Below are 15773 nucleotides of genomic sequence, written 5' to 3'. Positions count from 1 at the left end.
GTGAGCACCCCCGACCTTCCCCTCGCCGAGAGCGGCGGCTGCGGCGACGGCTGCGCCTGCGGCGCCGACACGGACGAGGCGTACATGGAGTGCGGCCTCGACCCCGCGCTCGCGCAGCTCCTCGCCGACGCCGGCCTCGACCCCGTCGAGGTCGAGGACATCGCGAACGTGGCGATCCAGGAAGACCTGGACCACGGCGTGGATGTCACGACCGTCGCGACGATCCCCGAGGACGCCGTCGCCACCGCCGACTTCACCGCCCGCGAGGCGGGCGTCGTCGCCGGTCTGCGCGTCGCCGAAGCCGTCATCTCGGTCGTCTGCACCGACGAGTTCGAAGTGGAGCGGCACGTCGAGGACGGCGACCGCGTCGAAGCCGGACAGAAGCTCCTCTCCGTCACCACCCTCACCAGGGACCTCCTGACGGCCGAACGCAGCGCGCTGAACCTCCTGTGCCGCCTCTCCGGCATCGCGACGGCCACGCGCGCGTGGGCGGACGTTCTGGAGGGCACCAAGGCCCGCGTCCGCGACACCCGCAAGACGACGCCGGGACTGCGCTCCCTGGAGAAGTTCGCCGTACGGTGCGGCGGCGGCGTCAACCACCGCATGTCCCTCTCGGACGCGGCCCTGGTCAAGGACAACCACGTGGTCGCCGCGGGCGGTGTCGCCCAGGCCTTCAAGGCGGTCCGCGAGCTCTTCCCCGAGCTGCCGATCGAGGTCGAGGTCGACACCCTGCACCAGCTGCGCGAGGTCGTCGACGCGGGCGCCGACCTGATCCTTCTGGACAACTTCACGCCCACCGAGTGCGAGGAGGCCGTCGCCCTCGTCGCCGGCCGCGCCCTCCTGGAGGCCTCGGGCCGCCTCACCCTCGGCAATGCCGAGGCGTACGCGAAGACGGGCGTCGACTATCTCGCGGTGGGCGCGCTGACCCACTCCGCGCCGATCCTGGACATCGGCCTCGACCTGCGAGCTGCGGAGTAACGCGGTCATGCTGCTGACCATCGACGTGGGCAACACACACACCGGCCTCGGCCTCTTCGACGGCGAGGAGATCGTCGAGCACTGGCGCATCTCCACGGACGCCCGTCGCACCGCGGACGAGCTCGCCGTGCTCCTCCAGGGCCTGATGGGGATGCACCCGCTGCTCGGCGACGAACTCGGCGACGGTATCGACGGCATCGCCATCTGCTCGACCGTCCCCTCGGTCCTGCACGAGCTGCGCGAGGTGACACGCCGCTACTACGGAGACGTACCGGCCGTCCTGGTCGAACCCGGCATCAAGACCGGCGTTCCGATCCTGATGGACAACCCCAAGGAGGTCGGCGCCGACCGCATCATCAACGCGGTCGCGGCGGTCGAGCTCTACGGGGGCCCGGCGATCGTCGTCGACTTCGGCACGGCCACCACCTTCGACGCGGTCTCGGCGCGCGGCGAGTACACGGGCGGCGTGATCGCCCCGGGCATCGAGATCTCCGTCGAGGCCCTCGGGGTCCGCGGCGCGCAGCTCCGCAAGATCGAGCTGGCCCGTCCGCGTGCGGTGATCGGCAAGAACACCGTCGAGGCCATGCAGGCGGGCATCGTCTACGGGTTCGCCGGGCAGGTCGACGGGGTCGTGACCCGGATGGCCCGCGAACTCGCCGACGACCCGGACGACGTCACGGTCATCGCCACGGGTGGACTTGCTCCGATGGTCCTCGGCGAGGCCTCGGTCATCGACGAACACGAGCCCTGGCTCACCCTCATCGGCCTCCGCCTGGTCTACGAACGCAACGTCTCCCGCACCTGACCACGTCCACCGGCCCCGGGCACCCTCCGCTTGAACGGTCACCCGGGGTGGGTGGGCAAACCCCTCTCACCCTTTGTTTCCTTCGCGCCCGGTGTGGGTGCCGGCCGGGGGTGGGTCACGCAACTCGGCGCTTACGAGGTGCCGCTGCGCCCACCCGTGCCGCCCCTGGCGGCACGATTGCCCGCAGAAACGAGGCTTCGCCGGCCCCCAGCGCCACACGCACGCCCCCACGCACCCGCAGTCGTGTACGCACGGAAGGGTCCGTGCCGGTACGTCTCTGCCCGTCGCGTAGCCGGCCCCCAGCCAAGCTCCGCCGTACTCGACTCCCGGGCAGTACGCCCACGCGGCGACGGGCAAGACGTACCGGCACGGACCCGACCCACCCACCGCACCCCCCTGCGACACGACCCAAGGCGCCCCCGCCAGCAAAACGCGGATTTTGTCTGATTAGCGCGTATCGTCGCCGCATGCCCACGCCATACGGATCCCGCGGCGGCATGGCGTTCGGTGCGGAGGAGCTGCGTGTGCTCCGTCGCGCTCTCGCCCTCGCCCTCCACCCCAGCCCCGCCTCGGCCGAGGACGTCCAGGACTGTCTCCGTGTCGCCGAGTCCGTCGACGAGGCGACCCGCGAGGGGGCCAGGCTCCGGGCCTTTCTGCTGGCCGACCTCACCCGCTACCGGGCGGCCCTGCCCGGCACCGCCGCCGGCTACCTCGCCCTCCTGGAGGAAGTCCTCGGCAACGGCTACCGGCCGAACCCCGACGACCTCGCCGCGCTCCGCGCCCTGCGCGGCAACCCCGCCGCCGCAGCCCTCCTGTACCGCTGCCGCACCCTCGCCGAGCAGGACGTACGCACCCGCCTCGCAGACCGCGGCCGCGCCACCGCCGCCGTCACCGCCACAGTCCCGGCATCCCGCACCCGTCTGCACGCCCTCCCGGGCGGCCGAGCAGCCGGCGAACCGGCGAAGAAGCCCACGGAAAGGCCCGCGGGAAAGCCCGGCGATCCGGCAGCCCGCCCCCCGGTCAAGACCCCCCGCCCCATCCCCACCCCCGGCGAGGTCTTCCCCCCTCGCCGCAAGCCGACCCCGCCCCCGGCGAACCCGCCGCAGCAACTCGCGGCGGGCTGAGCCGCTCCGGGGAAGTCCAGGCACGTCTCCACGCCGCCCGGCACGGGGAACGCGCCCGCACTTCCCCGGATCCGCTTCGCTACTCTGGAGCCATGGACTACGTCTCCGCGCTCGTGCCCCCCGTAGTGATGGCCGTGTTCTTCATCGGGCTGATCGTGACGATCGTGAAGACGCAGGGCGGTGCGAACAAGGCCAAGGAGGACGCGTTCGTCGACGCGGCCCTCGCGAGCGCGGAACACACCCGCCAGGCCTCCCGGGACACCGACACCTGAGATCCGAGCGGCCTCCGAGCGGTCCCGCCCCACCGGCGTACGACTCATTTTTCCGAGTCGTACGCCCTTTTTGTTCCTGTTTGTCGGTGAAAGCGCACGTCCGCCACGCCATTAGTGACATCTCCCACTATTGTTCTGAGGGTGCCTCGCCCATTGGGAGAACTCGAAGACGCGGTCATGACGCGGGTGTGGAAGTGGAACCGCCCGGTGACCGTTCGAGAAGTCCTGGAAGACCTTCAGCAGGAACGGTCCATCGCGTACACCACGGTGATGACCGTTTTGGACAATCTCCATCAGAAGGGCTGGGTACGCCGCGAGGCGGAAGGCCGGGCCTATCGATATGAGGCGGTCTCCACCAGGGCCGCCTACGCCGCCGCGCTGATGAACGACGCCTGGTCGCAGAGTGACAACCCGGCGGCCGCTCTCGTCGCCTTCTTCGGGATGATGAGTGAGGAACAGCGGCAGGCTCTGACCGACGCCGTACGCATGGTGCAAGGCCCCGAAGCGACCGAAACGCGGGGAACCCCCGATCGCCCCGACGAGAACCCCGCCTCGGTCCGGGACGACACCGGGCGATAGCGTCCGCACATGCCAGCAGAGCATCCCGCAGAGCTTCCGACAGAGCTTCCCGCGGCGCTTCCCGCGGAGCCTCGCGAAGCCACCGCAAAAGCCGTCACCGTCCGCCGGGCCAGGACCGGCGATGTCGCGGCCGTGCGCCGCCTCCTTGACGCGAACGTCCGACGCCGCATCCTGCTCGACAAAGCAACGGTGACGCTTTACGAGGACATCCAGGAGTTCTGGGTCGCGGAACGGGACGACAACGCAGAGGTGGTCGGCTGCGGCGCACTGCACGTGATGTGGGAAGACCTCGCGGAAGTGCGCACTCTCGCGGTGAACCCCGCGCTCAAGGGCGCCGGCGTGGGCCATCAGTTGCTGGAGAAGTTGCTGCAGACAGCCCGTTGGCTCGGTGTTCGCAGGGTTTTCTGTCTGACCTTCGAAGTGGACTTCTTCGCGAAGCACGGCTTCGTGGAGATCGGTGAGACACCCGTTGACACAGACGTCTACGCCGAGCTACTGCGTTCCTATGACGAGGGCGTGGCAGAGTTCCTCGGTCTCGAACGAGTGAAACCGAACACCTTGGGCAACAGTCGGATGCTTCTGCATCTGTGATCGCCGACAGCTATTCCGGCGGAGCTCCATGCCCAGGTTCCCTATGTCCGAAACGCGCACGTTTCCGGTCTTCCCGGAGCAGATGAGTCTCCCCCAGGGGTTTGTGTTTTTCCGGCAAAAGCGGTTTGCTTTCCGACGTACTGCAGTACTGCATATAACAGGGGACGTGAAACAGCGGCTGTCGCCGCAGACCTCGGCCCTCAAGTTATCGATGAAAGGAAATCCGGTGGCACAGAAGGTTCAGGTCCTTCTTGTCGACGACCTCGACGGTGGCGAGGCGGACGAGACCGTGACGTTCGCGCTGGACGGCAAGACGTACGAGATCGATCTCACGACCGCCAATGCGGACAAGCTGCGTGGCCTTCTTGAGCCCTACGTGAAGGGTGGTCGTCGTACCGGAGGCCGTTCTTCGGGTGGACGCGGAAAGGCGCGCGCCGCTTCGGGTGGCAGCCAGGACACCGCGCAGATCCGCGCGTGGGCCAAGGAGAACGGTTACGAGGTCAACGACCGTGGCCGCGTTCCCGCGTCCATTCGCGAGGCCTACGAGAAGGCCAACGGCTGAGCGCTCGCGCTCCGCAGTCGTACCCGGTGGCATTGCGTTGCCATCGTGTCCACAAGTCGTACGAGGTCGGGGGCGCCCCCCACGCCCCCAACGGCCGACAGTGTCGGCAGCGAGGGTTCGATCTCGCACCCCGGCTCGGGGGGCCGCAGCCACATGGCGGCCCCCTGCGACCCGGCCTGTGAACCGTCCAGGCCCGGCGGCGGGGGAGCCGCCATGGTTCCGCCCGCGCCGATCCCGCTGAGATCCAGCGCGAGGGAGCCCCACTCCAGCCAGTCGAGCAGCCCCGGCAGTTCGTCCGCGCCGCCCGCCGCCACCAGAACCCGCATCCGGTCTCCGTGGAGGACCACTGGAGAGGCGGGGCCCAGATGCCGCAGCGCCGCGAAGCCCGCCTCCGCCGGTACCTCCAGGACGTCAAAGCGCAGCCCCGTCACCAATTCCACCGGATATCCGGAATTTTCAGGACGACCGGGCACGGTTGCCCAGCCCAGTGCGTTCTCATACCAGTGCCGTACGGGATCGCCCGTGTCGAGCGGCCGACGGGGGAGAGGAACGGTGGGGCTCGTGGGAACCATGACAGGAGCAACAGCGAGAAAGGCCCCGGAGTTACGCTGGGTGTCCCGGTGAATGCGCACAGTGCGGATCTGGGGGGCGTTCAAGAGCGTGGGGCAGCGCAAGGTTGTTCGCCCGTAGCGGAGGGAACCGGTGCGCGCGGCATGGAGTGTCAGTGCGTGCGGGTAAGACATCCCTAGTGGGAGGGGCGACACGCGTGGCTCGGGCATCTCACGTTCGCCATCGGCGTACAGATGGTGAGGGTATCTGCCTGGCCTGCGGGAACATCGTCTCGCACCATCAGGTTGGAGCATATGTCGGCGTTCGGGGTCAGGAGGCTGTGTTGGTTCTCGGTCCGGTGTCGGCAGTTGGAATGAGCGGTCCCCGCTTGCGGGACTAAGCTGCGGAAGGACAGGGAGGGGAGCGTCCCCTTACTGCCTGACCGCTCTGAGGAGCGATTAACGATGTTCGAGAGGTTCACCGACCGCGCGCGGCGGGTTGTCGTCCTGGCTCAGGAAGAAGCCCGGATGCTCAACCACAACTACATCGGCACCGAGCACATCCTCCTGGGCCTGATCCACGAGGGTGAGGGTGTCGCCGCTAAGGCCCTGGAGAGCCTCGGGATTTCGCTCGAGGCGGTCCGCCAGCAGGTGGAGGAGATCATCGGGCAGGGGCAGCAGGCCCCGTCCGGGCACATCCCCTTCACCCCCCGTGCCAAGAAGGTCCTGGAGCTGTCGCTCCGCGAGGCCCTTCAGCTGGGCCACAACTACATCGGCACGGAGCACATCCTGCTCGGCCTGATCCGTGAGGGCGAGGGCGTCGCCGCCCAGGTCCTGGTCAAGCTGGGCGCAGACCTCAACCGGGTGCGGCAGCAGGTCATCCAGCTGCTCTCCGGTTACCAGGGCAAGGAGACCGCCGGCGCCAGTGGTGGTCCTGCCGAGGGCACCCCCTCGACGTCCCTGGTCCTCGACCAGTTCGGCCGGAACCTCACCCAGGCCGCTCGTGAGTCCAAGCTCGACCCGGTCATCGGGCGCGAGAAGGAGATCGAGCGGGTCATGCAGGTGCTGTCCCGTCGTACGAAGAACAACCCGGTCCTCATCGGCGAGCCCGGCGTCGGCAAGACCGCCGTCGTCGAGGGCCTGGCGCAGGCCATCGTCAAGGGCGAGGTGCCCGAGACCCTCAAGGACAAGCACCTCTACACCCTGGACCTCGGCGCGCTGGTCGCCGGCTCCCGCTACCGCGGTGACTTCGAGGAGCGCCTGAAGAAGGTCCTCAAGGAGATCCGCACCCGCGGCGACATCATCCTGTTCATCGACGAGCTGCACACGCTGGTCGGTGCGGGCGCCGCCGAAGGCGCGATCGACGCGGCCTCCATCCTCAAGCCGATGCTGGCGCGAGGCGAGCTGCAGACCATCGGTGCCACGACGCTCGACGAGTACCGCAAGCACCTCGAGAAGGACGCGGCCCTTGAGCGCCGCTTCCAGCCGATCCAGGTGGCGGAGCCTTCCCTCCCCCACACGATCGAGATCCTCAAGGGCCTGCGCGACCGCTACGAGGCGCACCACCGCGTGTCCATCACGGACGAGGCCCTGGTGCAGGCGGCCACGCTCGCCGACCGGTACATCTCCGACCGCTTCCTGCCGGACAAGGCGATCGACCTGATCGACGAGGCCGGTTCCCGGATGCGCATCCGCCGGATGACCGCGCCGCCGGACCTCCGTGAGTTCGACGAGAAGATCGCCGGCGTCCGCCGCGACAAGGAGTCCGCGATCGACTCGCAGGACTTCGAGAAGGCCGCCTCTCTGCGCGACAAGGAGAAGCAGCTGCTGGCCGCCAAGGCCAAGCGGGAGAAGGAGTGGAAGGCCGGCGACATGGACGTCGTCGCCGAGGTCGACGGCGAGCTGATCGCCGAGGTCCTCGCGACCGCGACGGGCATCCCGGTCTTCAAGCTGACCGAGGAGGAGTCGAGCCGCCTGCTGCGCATGGAGGACGAGCTCCACAAGCGGGTCATCGGCCAGAAGGACGCCGTCAAGGCGCTCTCGAAGGCGATCCGCCGTACGCGTGCCGGTCTGAAGGACCCGAAGCGCCCCGGTGGTTCGTTCATCTTCGCGGGTCCGTCCGGTGTCGGTAAGACCGAGCTGAGCAAGGCCCTGGCCGAGTTCCTCTTCGGTGACGAGGACGCGCTGATCTCCCTCGACATGTCGGAGTTCAGCGAGAAGCACACGGTGTCGCGTCTCTTCGGTTCGCCCCCCGGATACGTGGGCTACGAAGAGGGCGGTCAGCTGACCGAGAAGGTCCGCCGCAAGCCGTTCTCCGTCGTCCTGTTCGACGAGGTCGAGAAGGCCCACCCGGACATCTTCAACTCGCTGCTGCAGATCCTGGAGGACGGTCGCCTGACCGACTCCCAGGGCCGGGTCGTGGACTTCAAGAACACGGTCATCATCATGACGACCAACCTCGGCACGCGGGACATCTCCAAGGGCTTCAACCTGGGCTTCGCGGCCTCGGGTGACAAGAAGTCGAACTACGAGCGCATGAAGAACAAGGTCTCGGACGAGCTCAAGCAGCACTTCCGTCCCGAGTTCCTCAACCGCGTCGACGACGTGGTCGTCTTCCCGCAGCTGACGCAGGACGACATCCTCAAGATCGTTGACCTGATGATCGGCAAGGTGGACGAGCGCCTCAAGGACCGGGACATGGGCATCGAGCTCTCCCAGGCCGCCAAGGAGCTGCTGTCCAAGAAGGGCTACGACCCCGTCCTGGGCGCGCGGCCGCTGCGGCGCACGATCCAGCGCGAGATCGAGGACTCGCTCTCCGAGAAGATCCTCTTCGGCGAGCTGCGTCCCGGTCACATCGTGGTCGTGGACACGGAGGGCGAGGGCGAGACCCAGACCTTCACCTTCCGCGGCGAGGAGAAGTCGGCGCTGCCCGACGTCCCGCCGATCGAGCAGGCGGCCGGCGGCGCCGGTCCCAACCTGAGCAAGGAGGCGTGACCTCCGGGTCCGCCTGAGGAACTGAAGGGGCTGCCCCGGGACTTCGGTCCCGGGGCAGCCCCTTTTTCGCAACGCCGTTGATGGGATGCCGTTCATGACGATCCGGGTCGTAGTGGCCGACGACGAAGAACTGCTGCGCACCGGCTTCCGTCTGGTGATCGATTCCTGGGACGACCTGACGGTGGTGGGCGAGGCGGGTGACGGACGGCAGGCGGTGCAGTTGACCCACCGCACGCGGCCGGACGTGGTCCTGATGGACATCCGGATGCCCGGCATGGACGGAATCGAGGCCACCCGGCAGATCGTGGCCTCCGGCAGCACGGCCCGGGTGCTGATGCTGACCACGTTCGACGAGGACGAACACGTGCTGGCGGCGCTGCGGGCGGGTGCCGACGGGTACCTGCTCAAGGAGATGGAGTCCGCCGAGCTCGTCGGGGCGATCCGGGCCGTGGTGCGCGGGGACACGATGCTCGCGCCGGGCCTGACCCACCGGCTGCTGGAGCGCTTTCTGCGCACGGCGCCGGACGCGCGCCCGACGCCGCCCGCGCTGACCGGCCTGTCCGCGCGCGAGATCGAGGTGCTGACCCTGATCGGGCAGGCGCTGTCCAACACGGAGATCGCCCGCCGGCTGTCCCTGTCCGAGGCCACGGTCAAGCGGCACCTGGCTGCGGTGCTGCGCAAGCTGGGGCTGCGGGACCGCGTCCAGGCGGTGGTCGCCGCCTACGACCACGGTCTGGTCCGGCCGCGCGGCCAGTGAACCTCCTCCCCAGGGAGGAGGAGCCGCGCGGGTGATCCTGGCGGCCCATCGCGAAGTGCCCCTTCAGGTCGATCACGGGCGGGCGCCGGCGCCGTAGCGTCGCAGGCATGACGGATGCCCTGCCCCACCGGATGTACCTGCTGGCCTACGACGAGGCGGCGCGCGGCCCCTACGACCGCACCCGGACCGGGTTCCTGGTCCGGGTCGCCGCGCTCGTCGACCTCACCCTGCGCGGCCACCTGACGGAGCGCGAAGGGGCGGTGCGGGTGGCCGAGCCCGGCCCGGTGGGCGATCCGGTCCTGGACGGTGTGCTGGACGAGGTCGCCGCATCCACCCACGGCTGGAAGCACCTGGCGCGGCGCAACAGGACGCAGACACTGCAAGCCGTGGAGGACCGACTTGCGGCACGTGGACAGCTCACCGTCGAGGACGGCCGGATCCCGGTCCTGTCCGGGCGGCACACGACCGTGCGGGACCCGGATGCCGTACGGGCGCTGCGGGCACGCGTGACCGCGGTCCTGCGCGCCGCCGATTCGCCGCAGGAGGTCGCCCTGGAGGATGCCGCCCTGGTCGCGCTGGCTGCGGCCGGCCGGATCGGCTCGGTGGTGTCCGGAGAGGACCGGCGCCGGCACCGTGCGCGGATCGACGCCCTGACCGGCCGGCTCGGTGAACTCGCGCCGGGCCTGGAGACGGCGGTGCACGGCATGCGCACCACGATGATCGCCGCGCAGGGTGGGATGGGCGGCAGCTGACGCGCCCGCGCCGGACGCCATCGAAAAAGCCCTGCTCCGACCGGGGTGGACCGGGCGTTTCGGCGTAGTGCGCGTCACAGGCGGCAGGGCCCCGCTTCCGCCGCCCGGTGACATGACGCACAGGCGATATGTCCGTTACTAAGGCGGGTAGTGGAGGATGCCGTGAGGGAGGAGCGGGACCCGGTGGAGTGCGGTTAAACCTTGCTTCTGGAAGAAATCGGGCAGATCGCTCCTGGTGGGATGTCTGTCAAGAAGAGGGAAGTTTTCGGATGAACTACGAGCGAACGTCGTAGATCGGTGTTTTGGGGGTCGGCGGGGGTCGGGGTTACCAAGGGATGGTCCATCCGGCGAGTGCCTGGCGCCGGGTGGTTTCTGTGTCCCGTCCCCGTCCTGTCGAGGTCTCCATGTCGAAGCGCGCCACGATCCGCCAGTCCCGAACGTCCCTGCTCCGTACCCGCACCGCCGTGGTGGCCGTCGGGCTGGGAATGTCGGCCGTACTGGGTGCCGGGGTCGCGACCGCCGCCGACACCTCCCTCGCCGCGAGCGGCACCGACACCGCGGCCACCGCACTGCAGACGCAGGCCGCCGCTCAGGCCAAGGCCGCCGCCCATGCCAAGGTGGCCGCCAAGAAGGCCGCCGCCACGGCGAAGCGTGCCGCTGCCAAGAAGGCCGCCGCCACGGCGAAGCGTGCCGCTGCCAAGAAGGCCACCGCCACGGCGAAGCGTGCCGCTGCCAAGAAGGCCGTCTCCTGGGTCGACCCGGTGCGCAAGTACAAGCTCTCCGCGAGCTTCGCGCAGGCCGGCAACATGTGGTCGTCCACGCACAGCGGCCAGGACTTCGCGGTGGCCACCGGAACCCAGGTCGTCGCCGCGCACGGCGGCACCGTCGTCAAGGCCGGCGGCAACGGCGCCGGTGACGGGTCCGCGTACGGCAACGCCATCGTCATCAGGCACGGCAACGGGACCTACTCGCAGTACGCCCACCTGTCCCGGATCGACGTGAGGGTCGGGCAGGTCGTGGCCACCGGGCAGCACATCGCGCGCTCCGGCAGCACCGGGAACTCCAGCGGGCCGCACCTGCACTTCGAGATCCGTACGACCGCGAACTTCGGGTCCGCCGTCGACCCCGTCGCCTTCCTGCGCTCCAAGGGCGTCACGGTCTGACCCCTGGGTGATCAGGCGCCGCCGTGCGCCTGGGTCACCAGATCGATCGCGACCTCCAGGACTGCCTTGCGCTTGTCCTCGGGGTCGCCTTCGACGTCCTTGAGGACGAACATTCCGGCGTGCATCGTGAAGAGCGCGCTGACGCAGCGGACCTGGTCGGTCAGGGCGGACTCCGGTTCCTTGATGATGTCGAGCATCGCCAGCATGCGGTCCTTGAAGGTCTCGCCGACGCTCAGCTCGCGCACCGTCGCCTGGTTCTCCTGCATGAAGCGGAAGAGCGGGGCCGCGCCGGTCAGGGCCTCGCTGTAGCGGCGCAGGACCTCCTGCTTGGTCTCCAGGGTGTGCGGCTGCTGTTTGGCCCAGTCGATCAGCTCGTCCAGCGGCCGTGTCAGGTCCTGGAAGAGGCTGATGAGGATCTCTTCCTTGGTCTTGAAGTGGTAGTAGAGCGCCGCCTTCGTGACGTCGAGGTGCTCCGCGATCTCGCGCAGGGAGGTCTTCTCGTAGCCCTGCTCGGAGAAGAGTTGGAGCGCCACGTCCTGGATGCGCTGGCGGGTGTCCCCTCGCCGCTGCCGCTTGGTGCCGTCCATGGTGCCGCCCATCTTCGTACTCCTCACGCTCCCCGAGAATGCTCGTCGACGGACCGCCGACCGACCGTAGAAACGTACTTGACGCCCGGCTAGTTACGGGTCTATCTTCCCTCAGTGTAGCCAACTAGCCGGGCGGCAAGTAAGTAGCCGAGTGAAGGCAGAAGCAGAGACGCACGGCAGTGCAGACGCACAGCAGTGCAGAAGTACCGCATGTACCTAGGGGAGTGGGAACGATGGCGGACAACACGGGAACGGACGCGGTCGCCGAGACCGCCGCAAAGGAGAAACCAGCGCGCAGTGTGCGCGTCGTGGTCCTCGCGCTGATGATCGCGATGCTGCTGGCCATGCTCGACAACATGATCGTCGGCACCGCGATGCCCACGATCGTGGGCGAGCTGGGCGGCCTGGAGCGCCTGTCGTGGGTGGTCACCGCATACACGCTCGCGACCGCGGCCTCCACCCCGCTCTGGGGCAAGATCGGTGACATGTACGGGCGCAAGGGCGCCTTCCTCACGTCGATCGTGATCTTCCTGCTCGGGTCCGCGCTCAGCGGCATGGCCCAGAACATGGACGAGCTCATCGGCTTCCGCGCGATCCAGGGGCTCGGCGCCGGCGGTCTGATGGTCGGCGTCATGGCCATCATCGGCGACCTGATCCCGCCGCGGGAGCGCGGCAAGTACCAGGGCATGATGGCCGGCGTGATGGCGCTCGCGATGATCGCCGGACCGCTTGTCGGCGGCACCATCACCGACCACCTCGGCTGGCGCTGGTCGTTCTACATCAACCTGCCGCTGGGCGCCGTGGCGCTGGCCGCCGTCAGTGCCGTACTGCATCTGCCGAAGAAGCGGTCGCAGGCGCGCATCGACTATCTGGGCGCCGGTCTGCTGACCGTCGGCATCACCTCCATCGTGCTCGTCACCACCTGGGGCGGCAGCGAGTACGCCTGGGGCTCGGCCATGATCATGGAGCTCATCGGGATCGGCGTCGCCGCGCTCGTCGGCTTCCTCTTCTGGCAGACCAAGGCCGCCGAGCCGGTCATGCCGCTGCACATCTTCCGCAGCCGCAACTTCTCGCTGATGTCCGTCATCGGCTTCATCACCGGCTTCGTGATGTTCGGCGCCGTACTCTTCCTGCCGCTGTACCAGCAGTCCGTGCAGGGCGCGTCCGCGACCAACTCCGGACTGCTGCTCCTGCCGATGCTCGGCGCGATGCTGGTCACCTCGATGGTCGCGGGCCGGGTCACCACCAACTACGGCAAGTACAAGATCTTCCCGATCGTCGGCGGTGTGCTGATGTCGGTCGGGCTCTTCCTGCTCTCCGAGATGGACACCGACACCACCCGTCTGACGTCGGGGCTCTACATGGCCGTCCTCGGCGCCGGTATGGGTTGCCTGATGCAGGTCACCATGCTGGTCGCGCAGAACAGCGTCGAGATGAAGGACATGGGCGTCGCGTCCTCCTCGACGACCCTGTTCCGCACCCTCGGCTCGTCCTTCGGCGTCGCGATCATGGGCGCGCTGTTCAACAACCGGGTCCAGGACGTGATGAGCGAGCGCGCCGGAGCGCTGGGCTCCAAGATGACCGAGAAGTCCGCCCAGCTGGACGCGGCGAGCATGGCCAAGCTCCCCGAGGCGGCCCAGGACGCCTACAAGCACGCGGTGTCCAGCGGCACGCACTCCGCGTTCCTGCTGGGGTCCGTCATCGCGCTGGTCGCGCTGGTCGCCTCGGTGTTCGTCAAGGAGGTCCCGCTGCGGGGCTCCGCTCCGAAGCCGGCGGAGGACGCGGCGGCGGGCGAGTCGCCGTCCAAGGAGACCGAGGCCGTGGCAGGAGCGGTCTGACCTCCGGCAGTACGAAGGCCCCCGGCGTTGTCCGCCCCGGGGGCCTTCTCTCTTTTGCGTCCGGCGTCGGGGCCGGCCGCCGCTCAGCCGCCCGGCCTCGGATTCGGCCGCCGCTCGCCGCCCGACGTAGGCAGCATCGGATAGCTCCCCGTGTTCGTCGGCGCGTGCTCCGGCAGCCACAGGACCGCGACCGCGCCCTCGGCGGGTACGCCGTCCGGGGCGCCCGCCGGCCGCACGTTGCGGAAGGTCAGCCGGGCGCCCAACACCCGGGCCTGGCCTGCCGCGATGGTGAGCCCCAGCCCGTGGCCGCGGCCCGCGCGGTCGCTGCTGCCCGTGCGGAAGCGGCTCGGGCCGTCGGCGAGGAGCTCCTCGGGGAAGCCGGGACCGTGGTCGCGTACGCGGATCACGCGGCCCTCGACGGAGACCTCGATCGGCGGCTTGCCGTGCCGCGCGGCGTTCGCCAGAAGGTTGAACAGCACGCGCTCCAGGCGCCGCGGGTCCGTCGTGACCTCCGACTCGTGCACCACCCGCACCTCGATGGCGGGGTCCTTCGCGGTCACCCGCCGCGCCACGAACTCGCCCAGCATGATGTCCTGCAACTCGGCCCGCTCGGACGCGCCGTCGAGCCGCGCGACCTCCAGGACGTCCTCCACGAGGGTCCGCATGGCCTGCGCCCGGTCCCGTACGAGCTCCGTCGGACGGCCCGGGGGCAGGAGTTCGGCCGCGGTGAGCAGGCCGGTGACCGGGGTGCGCAGCTCGTGCGCGATGTCGGCGGTGACCCGGCGCTCGGCCTCGATGCGCTGCTGGAGCGCGTCGGCCATCGCGTCCACGGCCCGCGCGAGATCGTCGGTCTCGTCCCGTACGACACCGCCGATGGCGTCCCGTACACGGACGTCGGTCTCGCCCTTGGCCACCTGGTTGGCCGCCACCGCGGCCTTGCGCAGCCGCCGTGACAGCTGGCCGCCGATGAGCACACCGAGCGCGCAGCCGCCGAAGACGACCGCGATCGAGCCGATGACCAGCGCCTGGTCGAGGTCGTCCATGACCTTGGCGTTGCGGTCGGTGAACCGTTTGTGCAGCGACAGGACACGGCCGTCCCGCAGCGGTACCGCCGCCCAGATGTCGGGCGCCCCGCTGTGGCTGTCCGACACATAGGTGGCCCGCCGCCCCTGCGAGACCTTCAACAGCAGGTCCCGCGGAATGGCCGGGTCGTCGATCTTCACGCCGAAGTTCTGGCCGAAGCCGGTCTGCGGCCGGTTGGAGTCGTAGAAGCGCTGTACGACCTGGAGGCGCTCGTTCGCCAGATCGCGCCCGTTGTCGAGCATCGAGACGCGCGCCGCGTTGTGCACCACCAGGCTCAGCGCGACCGCCACCAGCGCGCCGACCAGCGCGATCGCCGCGCTGAGCTTCCACCGGATGCCCGTACGGATACCCGAGTGGTCATTGAATCCCGTACGGCCGCCCGGAACCAGGCGCTGAAAAATCCCCCGCATACCCCTGCTCAGGCCTTCAACTTGTAGCCGAAGCCGCGGACCGTCTCGATCCGGTCCTGGCCGATCTTCGTACGCAGCCGCTGCACATGGACGTCCACGACACGGGTGTCGCCACCCCAGCCGTAGTCCCACACACGTTCGAGCAGCTTGTCGCGGCTCAGTACCGTACCGGGCGCGGACGAGAACTCCAGGAGCAGCCGCATCTCGGTGGGCGTGAGCGCCACCGGCGTACCACCCCTGCGGACCTCCATGCCCTCCGTGTCGATCTCCAGCTCGCCGAAGGACAGCACACCGCCGTCGACCGCATCCGGTCCGCCCCCGGCGCCGCCCGCGGGACCGCCGGCGTGGCCGAAGCGGCGCAGCACCGCGCGGATACGGGCGACCAGGACCGCTCCGTCGAAGGGCTTCGTCACGTAGTCGTCGGCGCCCGCCTCCAGGCCCAGCACCACGTCGATCGAGTCGGCGCGCGCGGAGAGCATGATCACGGGGACGGTCGACTCGTCGCGGATACGGCGGCACAGGCTGACGCCGTCGAGGCCGGGCACCATCACGTCCAGGAGCGCGATGTCGGGACGGTCGGCACGGAACGCCTCCAGGCCCGACAGCCCGTCGGGCATGGCGGTCACCGCGAAGCCGTCGCGCTCCAGGGCGAGCTGCGTGGCCTCGCGAATGACGTCGTCGTCCTCGACGAACAGGACGTGGGTCTGCTCTGCCATCCGGCTGCTCCGTC

At 69.2% G+C, this 15773-nt stretch carries 16 protein-coding genes; 12 read left to right on the top strand and 4 right to left on the bottom strand.

Annotation, left to right across the window (positions count from 1 at the left end; translation table 11 throughout):
* The 7 genes from nadC (at nucleotide 1) to ACN6LB_RS33310 (ending at nucleotide 4911) form a co-directional block, all read left to right on the top strand.
* The gene (nadC, locus tag ACN6LB_RS33340) at nucleotides 1-978 is read left to right on the top strand and encodes a carboxylating nicotinate-nucleotide diphosphorylase (RefSeq protein WP_356146867.1); all 978 of its coding nucleotides are present in this window, start codon (nucleotides 1-3) and stop codon (nucleotides 976-978) included.
* 7 nt (nucleotides 979-985) lie between these two features.
* Nucleotides 986-1783, top strand: a complete 798-nt coding sequence (locus tag ACN6LB_RS33335; protein ID WP_356146826.1) for a type III pantothenate kinase — start codon at nucleotides 986-988, stop codon at nucleotides 1781-1783.
* Nucleotides 1784-2280: 497 nt separating this feature from the next.
* Nucleotides 2281-2907, top strand: a complete 627-nt coding sequence (locus ACN6LB_RS33330) for a hypothetical protein (protein ID WP_445029100.1) — start codon at nucleotides 2281-2283, stop codon at nucleotides 2905-2907.
* 92 nt (nucleotides 2908-2999) lie between these two features.
* Nucleotides 3000-3179, top strand: a complete 180-nt coding sequence (locus ACN6LB_RS33325; RefSeq protein WP_356141562.1) for a hypothetical protein — start codon at nucleotides 3000-3002, stop codon at nucleotides 3177-3179.
* Nucleotides 3180-3356: 177 nt separating this feature from the next.
* Nucleotides 3357-3758, top strand: coding sequence for a BlaI/MecI/CopY family transcriptional regulator (locus ACN6LB_RS33320; protein WP_445029099.1), 402 nt, complete (start codon nucleotides 3357-3359; stop codon nucleotides 3756-3758).
* 9 nt (nucleotides 3759-3767) lie between these two features.
* Nucleotides 3768-4349: an amino-acid N-acetyltransferase gene (locus ACN6LB_RS33315; protein ID WP_445029090.1), complete on the top strand. Its 582-nt coding sequence runs from the start codon at nucleotides 3768-3770 to the stop codon at nucleotides 4347-4349.
* A gap of 226 nt (nucleotides 4350-4575) precedes the next feature.
* Nucleotides 4576-4911, top strand: a complete 336-nt coding sequence (locus tag ACN6LB_RS33310; RefSeq protein WP_356141625.1) for a histone-like nucleoid-structuring protein Lsr2 — start codon at nucleotides 4576-4578, stop codon at nucleotides 4909-4911.
* Here the strand turns inward: ACN6LB_RS33310 and ACN6LB_RS33305 are convergent.
* Nucleotides 4890-5483 (bottom strand): SCO3374 family protein, encoded by a 594-nt coding sequence (locus ACN6LB_RS33305; RefSeq protein ID WP_356141568.1) that lies wholly within the window; start codon nucleotides 5481-5483, stop codon nucleotides 4890-4892. The two genes, ACN6LB_RS33310 and ACN6LB_RS33305, sit on opposite strands and share 22 nt — an antisense overlap.
* 441 nt (nucleotides 5484-5924) lie before the next feature.
* Between ACN6LB_RS33305 and ACN6LB_RS33300 the strand changes: the two genes are divergently transcribed.
* The 4 genes from ACN6LB_RS33300 to ACN6LB_RS33285 all read left to right on the top strand — a co-directional run bounded on the left by ACN6LB_RS33300 (nucleotide 5925) and on the right by ACN6LB_RS33285 (nucleotide 11125).
* The gene (locus ACN6LB_RS33300; RefSeq protein WP_356141570.1) at nucleotides 5925-8453 is read left to right on the top strand and encodes an ATP-dependent Clp protease ATP-binding subunit; all 2529 of its coding nucleotides are present in this window, start codon (nucleotides 5925-5927) and stop codon (nucleotides 8451-8453) included.
* A 94-nt stretch (nucleotides 8454-8547) separates the two neighbouring features.
* Entirely contained in the window at nucleotides 8548-9210 is a 663-nt protein-coding gene (locus ACN6LB_RS33295) for a response regulator (RefSeq protein ID WP_445029089.1), read from the top strand.
* A 107-nt stretch (nucleotides 9211-9317) separates the two neighbouring features.
* Nucleotides 9318-9962 (top strand): GOLPH3/VPS74 family protein, encoded by a 645-nt coding sequence (locus ACN6LB_RS33290; RefSeq protein ID WP_445029088.1) that lies wholly within the window; start codon nucleotides 9318-9320, stop codon nucleotides 9960-9962.
* 404 nt (nucleotides 9963-10366) lie between these two features.
* Entirely contained in the window at nucleotides 10367-11125 is a 759-nt protein-coding gene (locus ACN6LB_RS33285; RefSeq protein ID WP_445029087.1) for a M23 family metallopeptidase, read from the top strand.
* Between the two features lie 11 nt (nucleotides 11126-11136).
* On the opposite strand, the gene ACN6LB_RS33280 is transcribed toward ACN6LB_RS33285, so the two are convergent.
* The gene (locus tag ACN6LB_RS33280; RefSeq protein ID WP_445029086.1) at nucleotides 11137-11724 is read right to left on the bottom strand and encodes a TetR/AcrR family transcriptional regulator; all 588 of its coding nucleotides are present in this window, start codon (nucleotides 11722-11724) and stop codon (nucleotides 11137-11139) included.
* A gap of 221 nt (nucleotides 11725-11945) precedes the next feature.
* Between ACN6LB_RS33280 and ACN6LB_RS33275 the strand changes: the two genes are divergently transcribed.
* On the top strand, nucleotides 11946-13550 hold the full coding sequence (locus ACN6LB_RS33275) for an MDR family MFS transporter (protein WP_445029085.1): 1605 nt from the start codon (nucleotides 11946-11948) through the stop codon (nucleotides 13548-13550).
* Between the two features lie 83 nt (nucleotides 13551-13633).
* Here the strand turns inward: ACN6LB_RS33275 and cseC are convergent, their stop codons facing one another.
* Both cseC and cseB read right to left on the bottom strand, forming a co-directional pair.
* Nucleotides 13634-15043, bottom strand: a complete 1410-nt coding sequence (cseC, locus tag ACN6LB_RS33270) for a two-component system sensor histidine kinase CseC (protein ID WP_445029084.1) — start codon at nucleotides 15041-15043, stop codon at nucleotides 13634-13636.
* An 8-nt stretch (nucleotides 15044-15051) separates the two neighbouring features.
* Nucleotides 15052-15759, bottom strand: a complete 708-nt coding sequence (gene cseB / locus ACN6LB_RS33265; protein WP_445029083.1) for a two-component system response regulator CseB — start codon at nucleotides 15757-15759, stop codon at nucleotides 15052-15054.
* Nucleotides 15760-15773 lie beyond the last annotated feature (14 nt).

This window comes from Streptomyces sp. SAS_270, from assembly GCF_052543295.1.
Note: the sequence above shows the minus strand (reverse complement) of the source record. Positions and strands in the feature narration are given on the sequence as shown.

What these genes read in the sequence shown, in the direction of transcription:
- ACN6LB_RS33335 (WP_356146826.1), top strand. Translation starts at nt 986, where the DNA reads ATGCTGCTGACCATCGACGTGGGCAACACACACACCGGCCTCGGCCTC.
- ACN6LB_RS33330 (WP_445029100.1), top strand. Translation starts at nt 2,281, where the DNA reads ATGGCGTTCGGTGCGGAGGAGCTGCGTGTGCTCCGTCGCGCTCTCGCC.
- ACN6LB_RS33325 (WP_356141562.1), top strand. Translation starts at nt 3,000, where the DNA reads ATGGACTACGTCTCCGCGCTCGTGCCCCCCGTAGTGATGGCCGTGTTC.
- ACN6LB_RS33320 (WP_445029099.1), top strand. Translation starts at nt 3,357, where the DNA reads ATGACGCGGGTGTGGAAGTGGAACCGCCCGGTGACCGTTCGAGAAGTC.
- ACN6LB_RS33315 (WP_445029090.1), top strand. Translation starts at nt 3,768, where the DNA reads ATGCCAGCAGAGCATCCCGCAGAGCTTCCGACAGAGCTTCCCGCGGCG.
- ACN6LB_RS33305 (WP_356141568.1), bottom strand. Translation starts at nt 5,483, where the DNA reads ATGGTTCCCACGAGCCCCACCGTTCCTCTCCCCCGTCGGCCGCTCGAC.
- ACN6LB_RS33300 (WP_356141570.1), top strand. Translation starts at nt 5,925, where the DNA reads ATGTTCGAGAGGTTCACCGACCGCGCGCGGCGGGTTGTCGTCCTGGCT.
- ACN6LB_RS33295 (WP_445029089.1), top strand. Translation starts at nt 8,548, where the DNA reads ATGACGATCCGGGTCGTAGTGGCCGACGACGAAGAACTGCTGCGCACC.
- ACN6LB_RS33290 (WP_445029088.1), top strand. Translation starts at nt 9,318, where the DNA reads ATGACGGATGCCCTGCCCCACCGGATGTACCTGCTGGCCTACGACGAG.
- ACN6LB_RS33285 (WP_445029087.1), top strand. Translation starts at nt 10,367, where the DNA reads ATGTCGAAGCGCGCCACGATCCGCCAGTCCCGAACGTCCCTGCTCCGT.
- ACN6LB_RS33280 (WP_445029086.1), bottom strand. Translation starts at nt 11,724, where the DNA reads ATGGGCGGCACCATGGACGGCACCAAGCGGCAGCGGCGAGGGGACACC.
- ACN6LB_RS33275 (WP_445029085.1), top strand. Translation starts at nt 11,946, where the DNA reads ATGGCGGACAACACGGGAACGGACGCGGTCGCCGAGACCGCCGCAAAG.
- cseC (WP_445029084.1), bottom strand. Translation starts at nt 15,043, where the DNA reads ATGCGGGGGATTTTTCAGCGCCTGGTTCCGGGCGGCCGTACGGGATTC.
- cseB (WP_445029083.1), bottom strand. Translation starts at nt 15,759, where the DNA reads ATGGCAGAGCAGACCCACGTCCTGTTCGTCGAGGACGACGACGTCATT.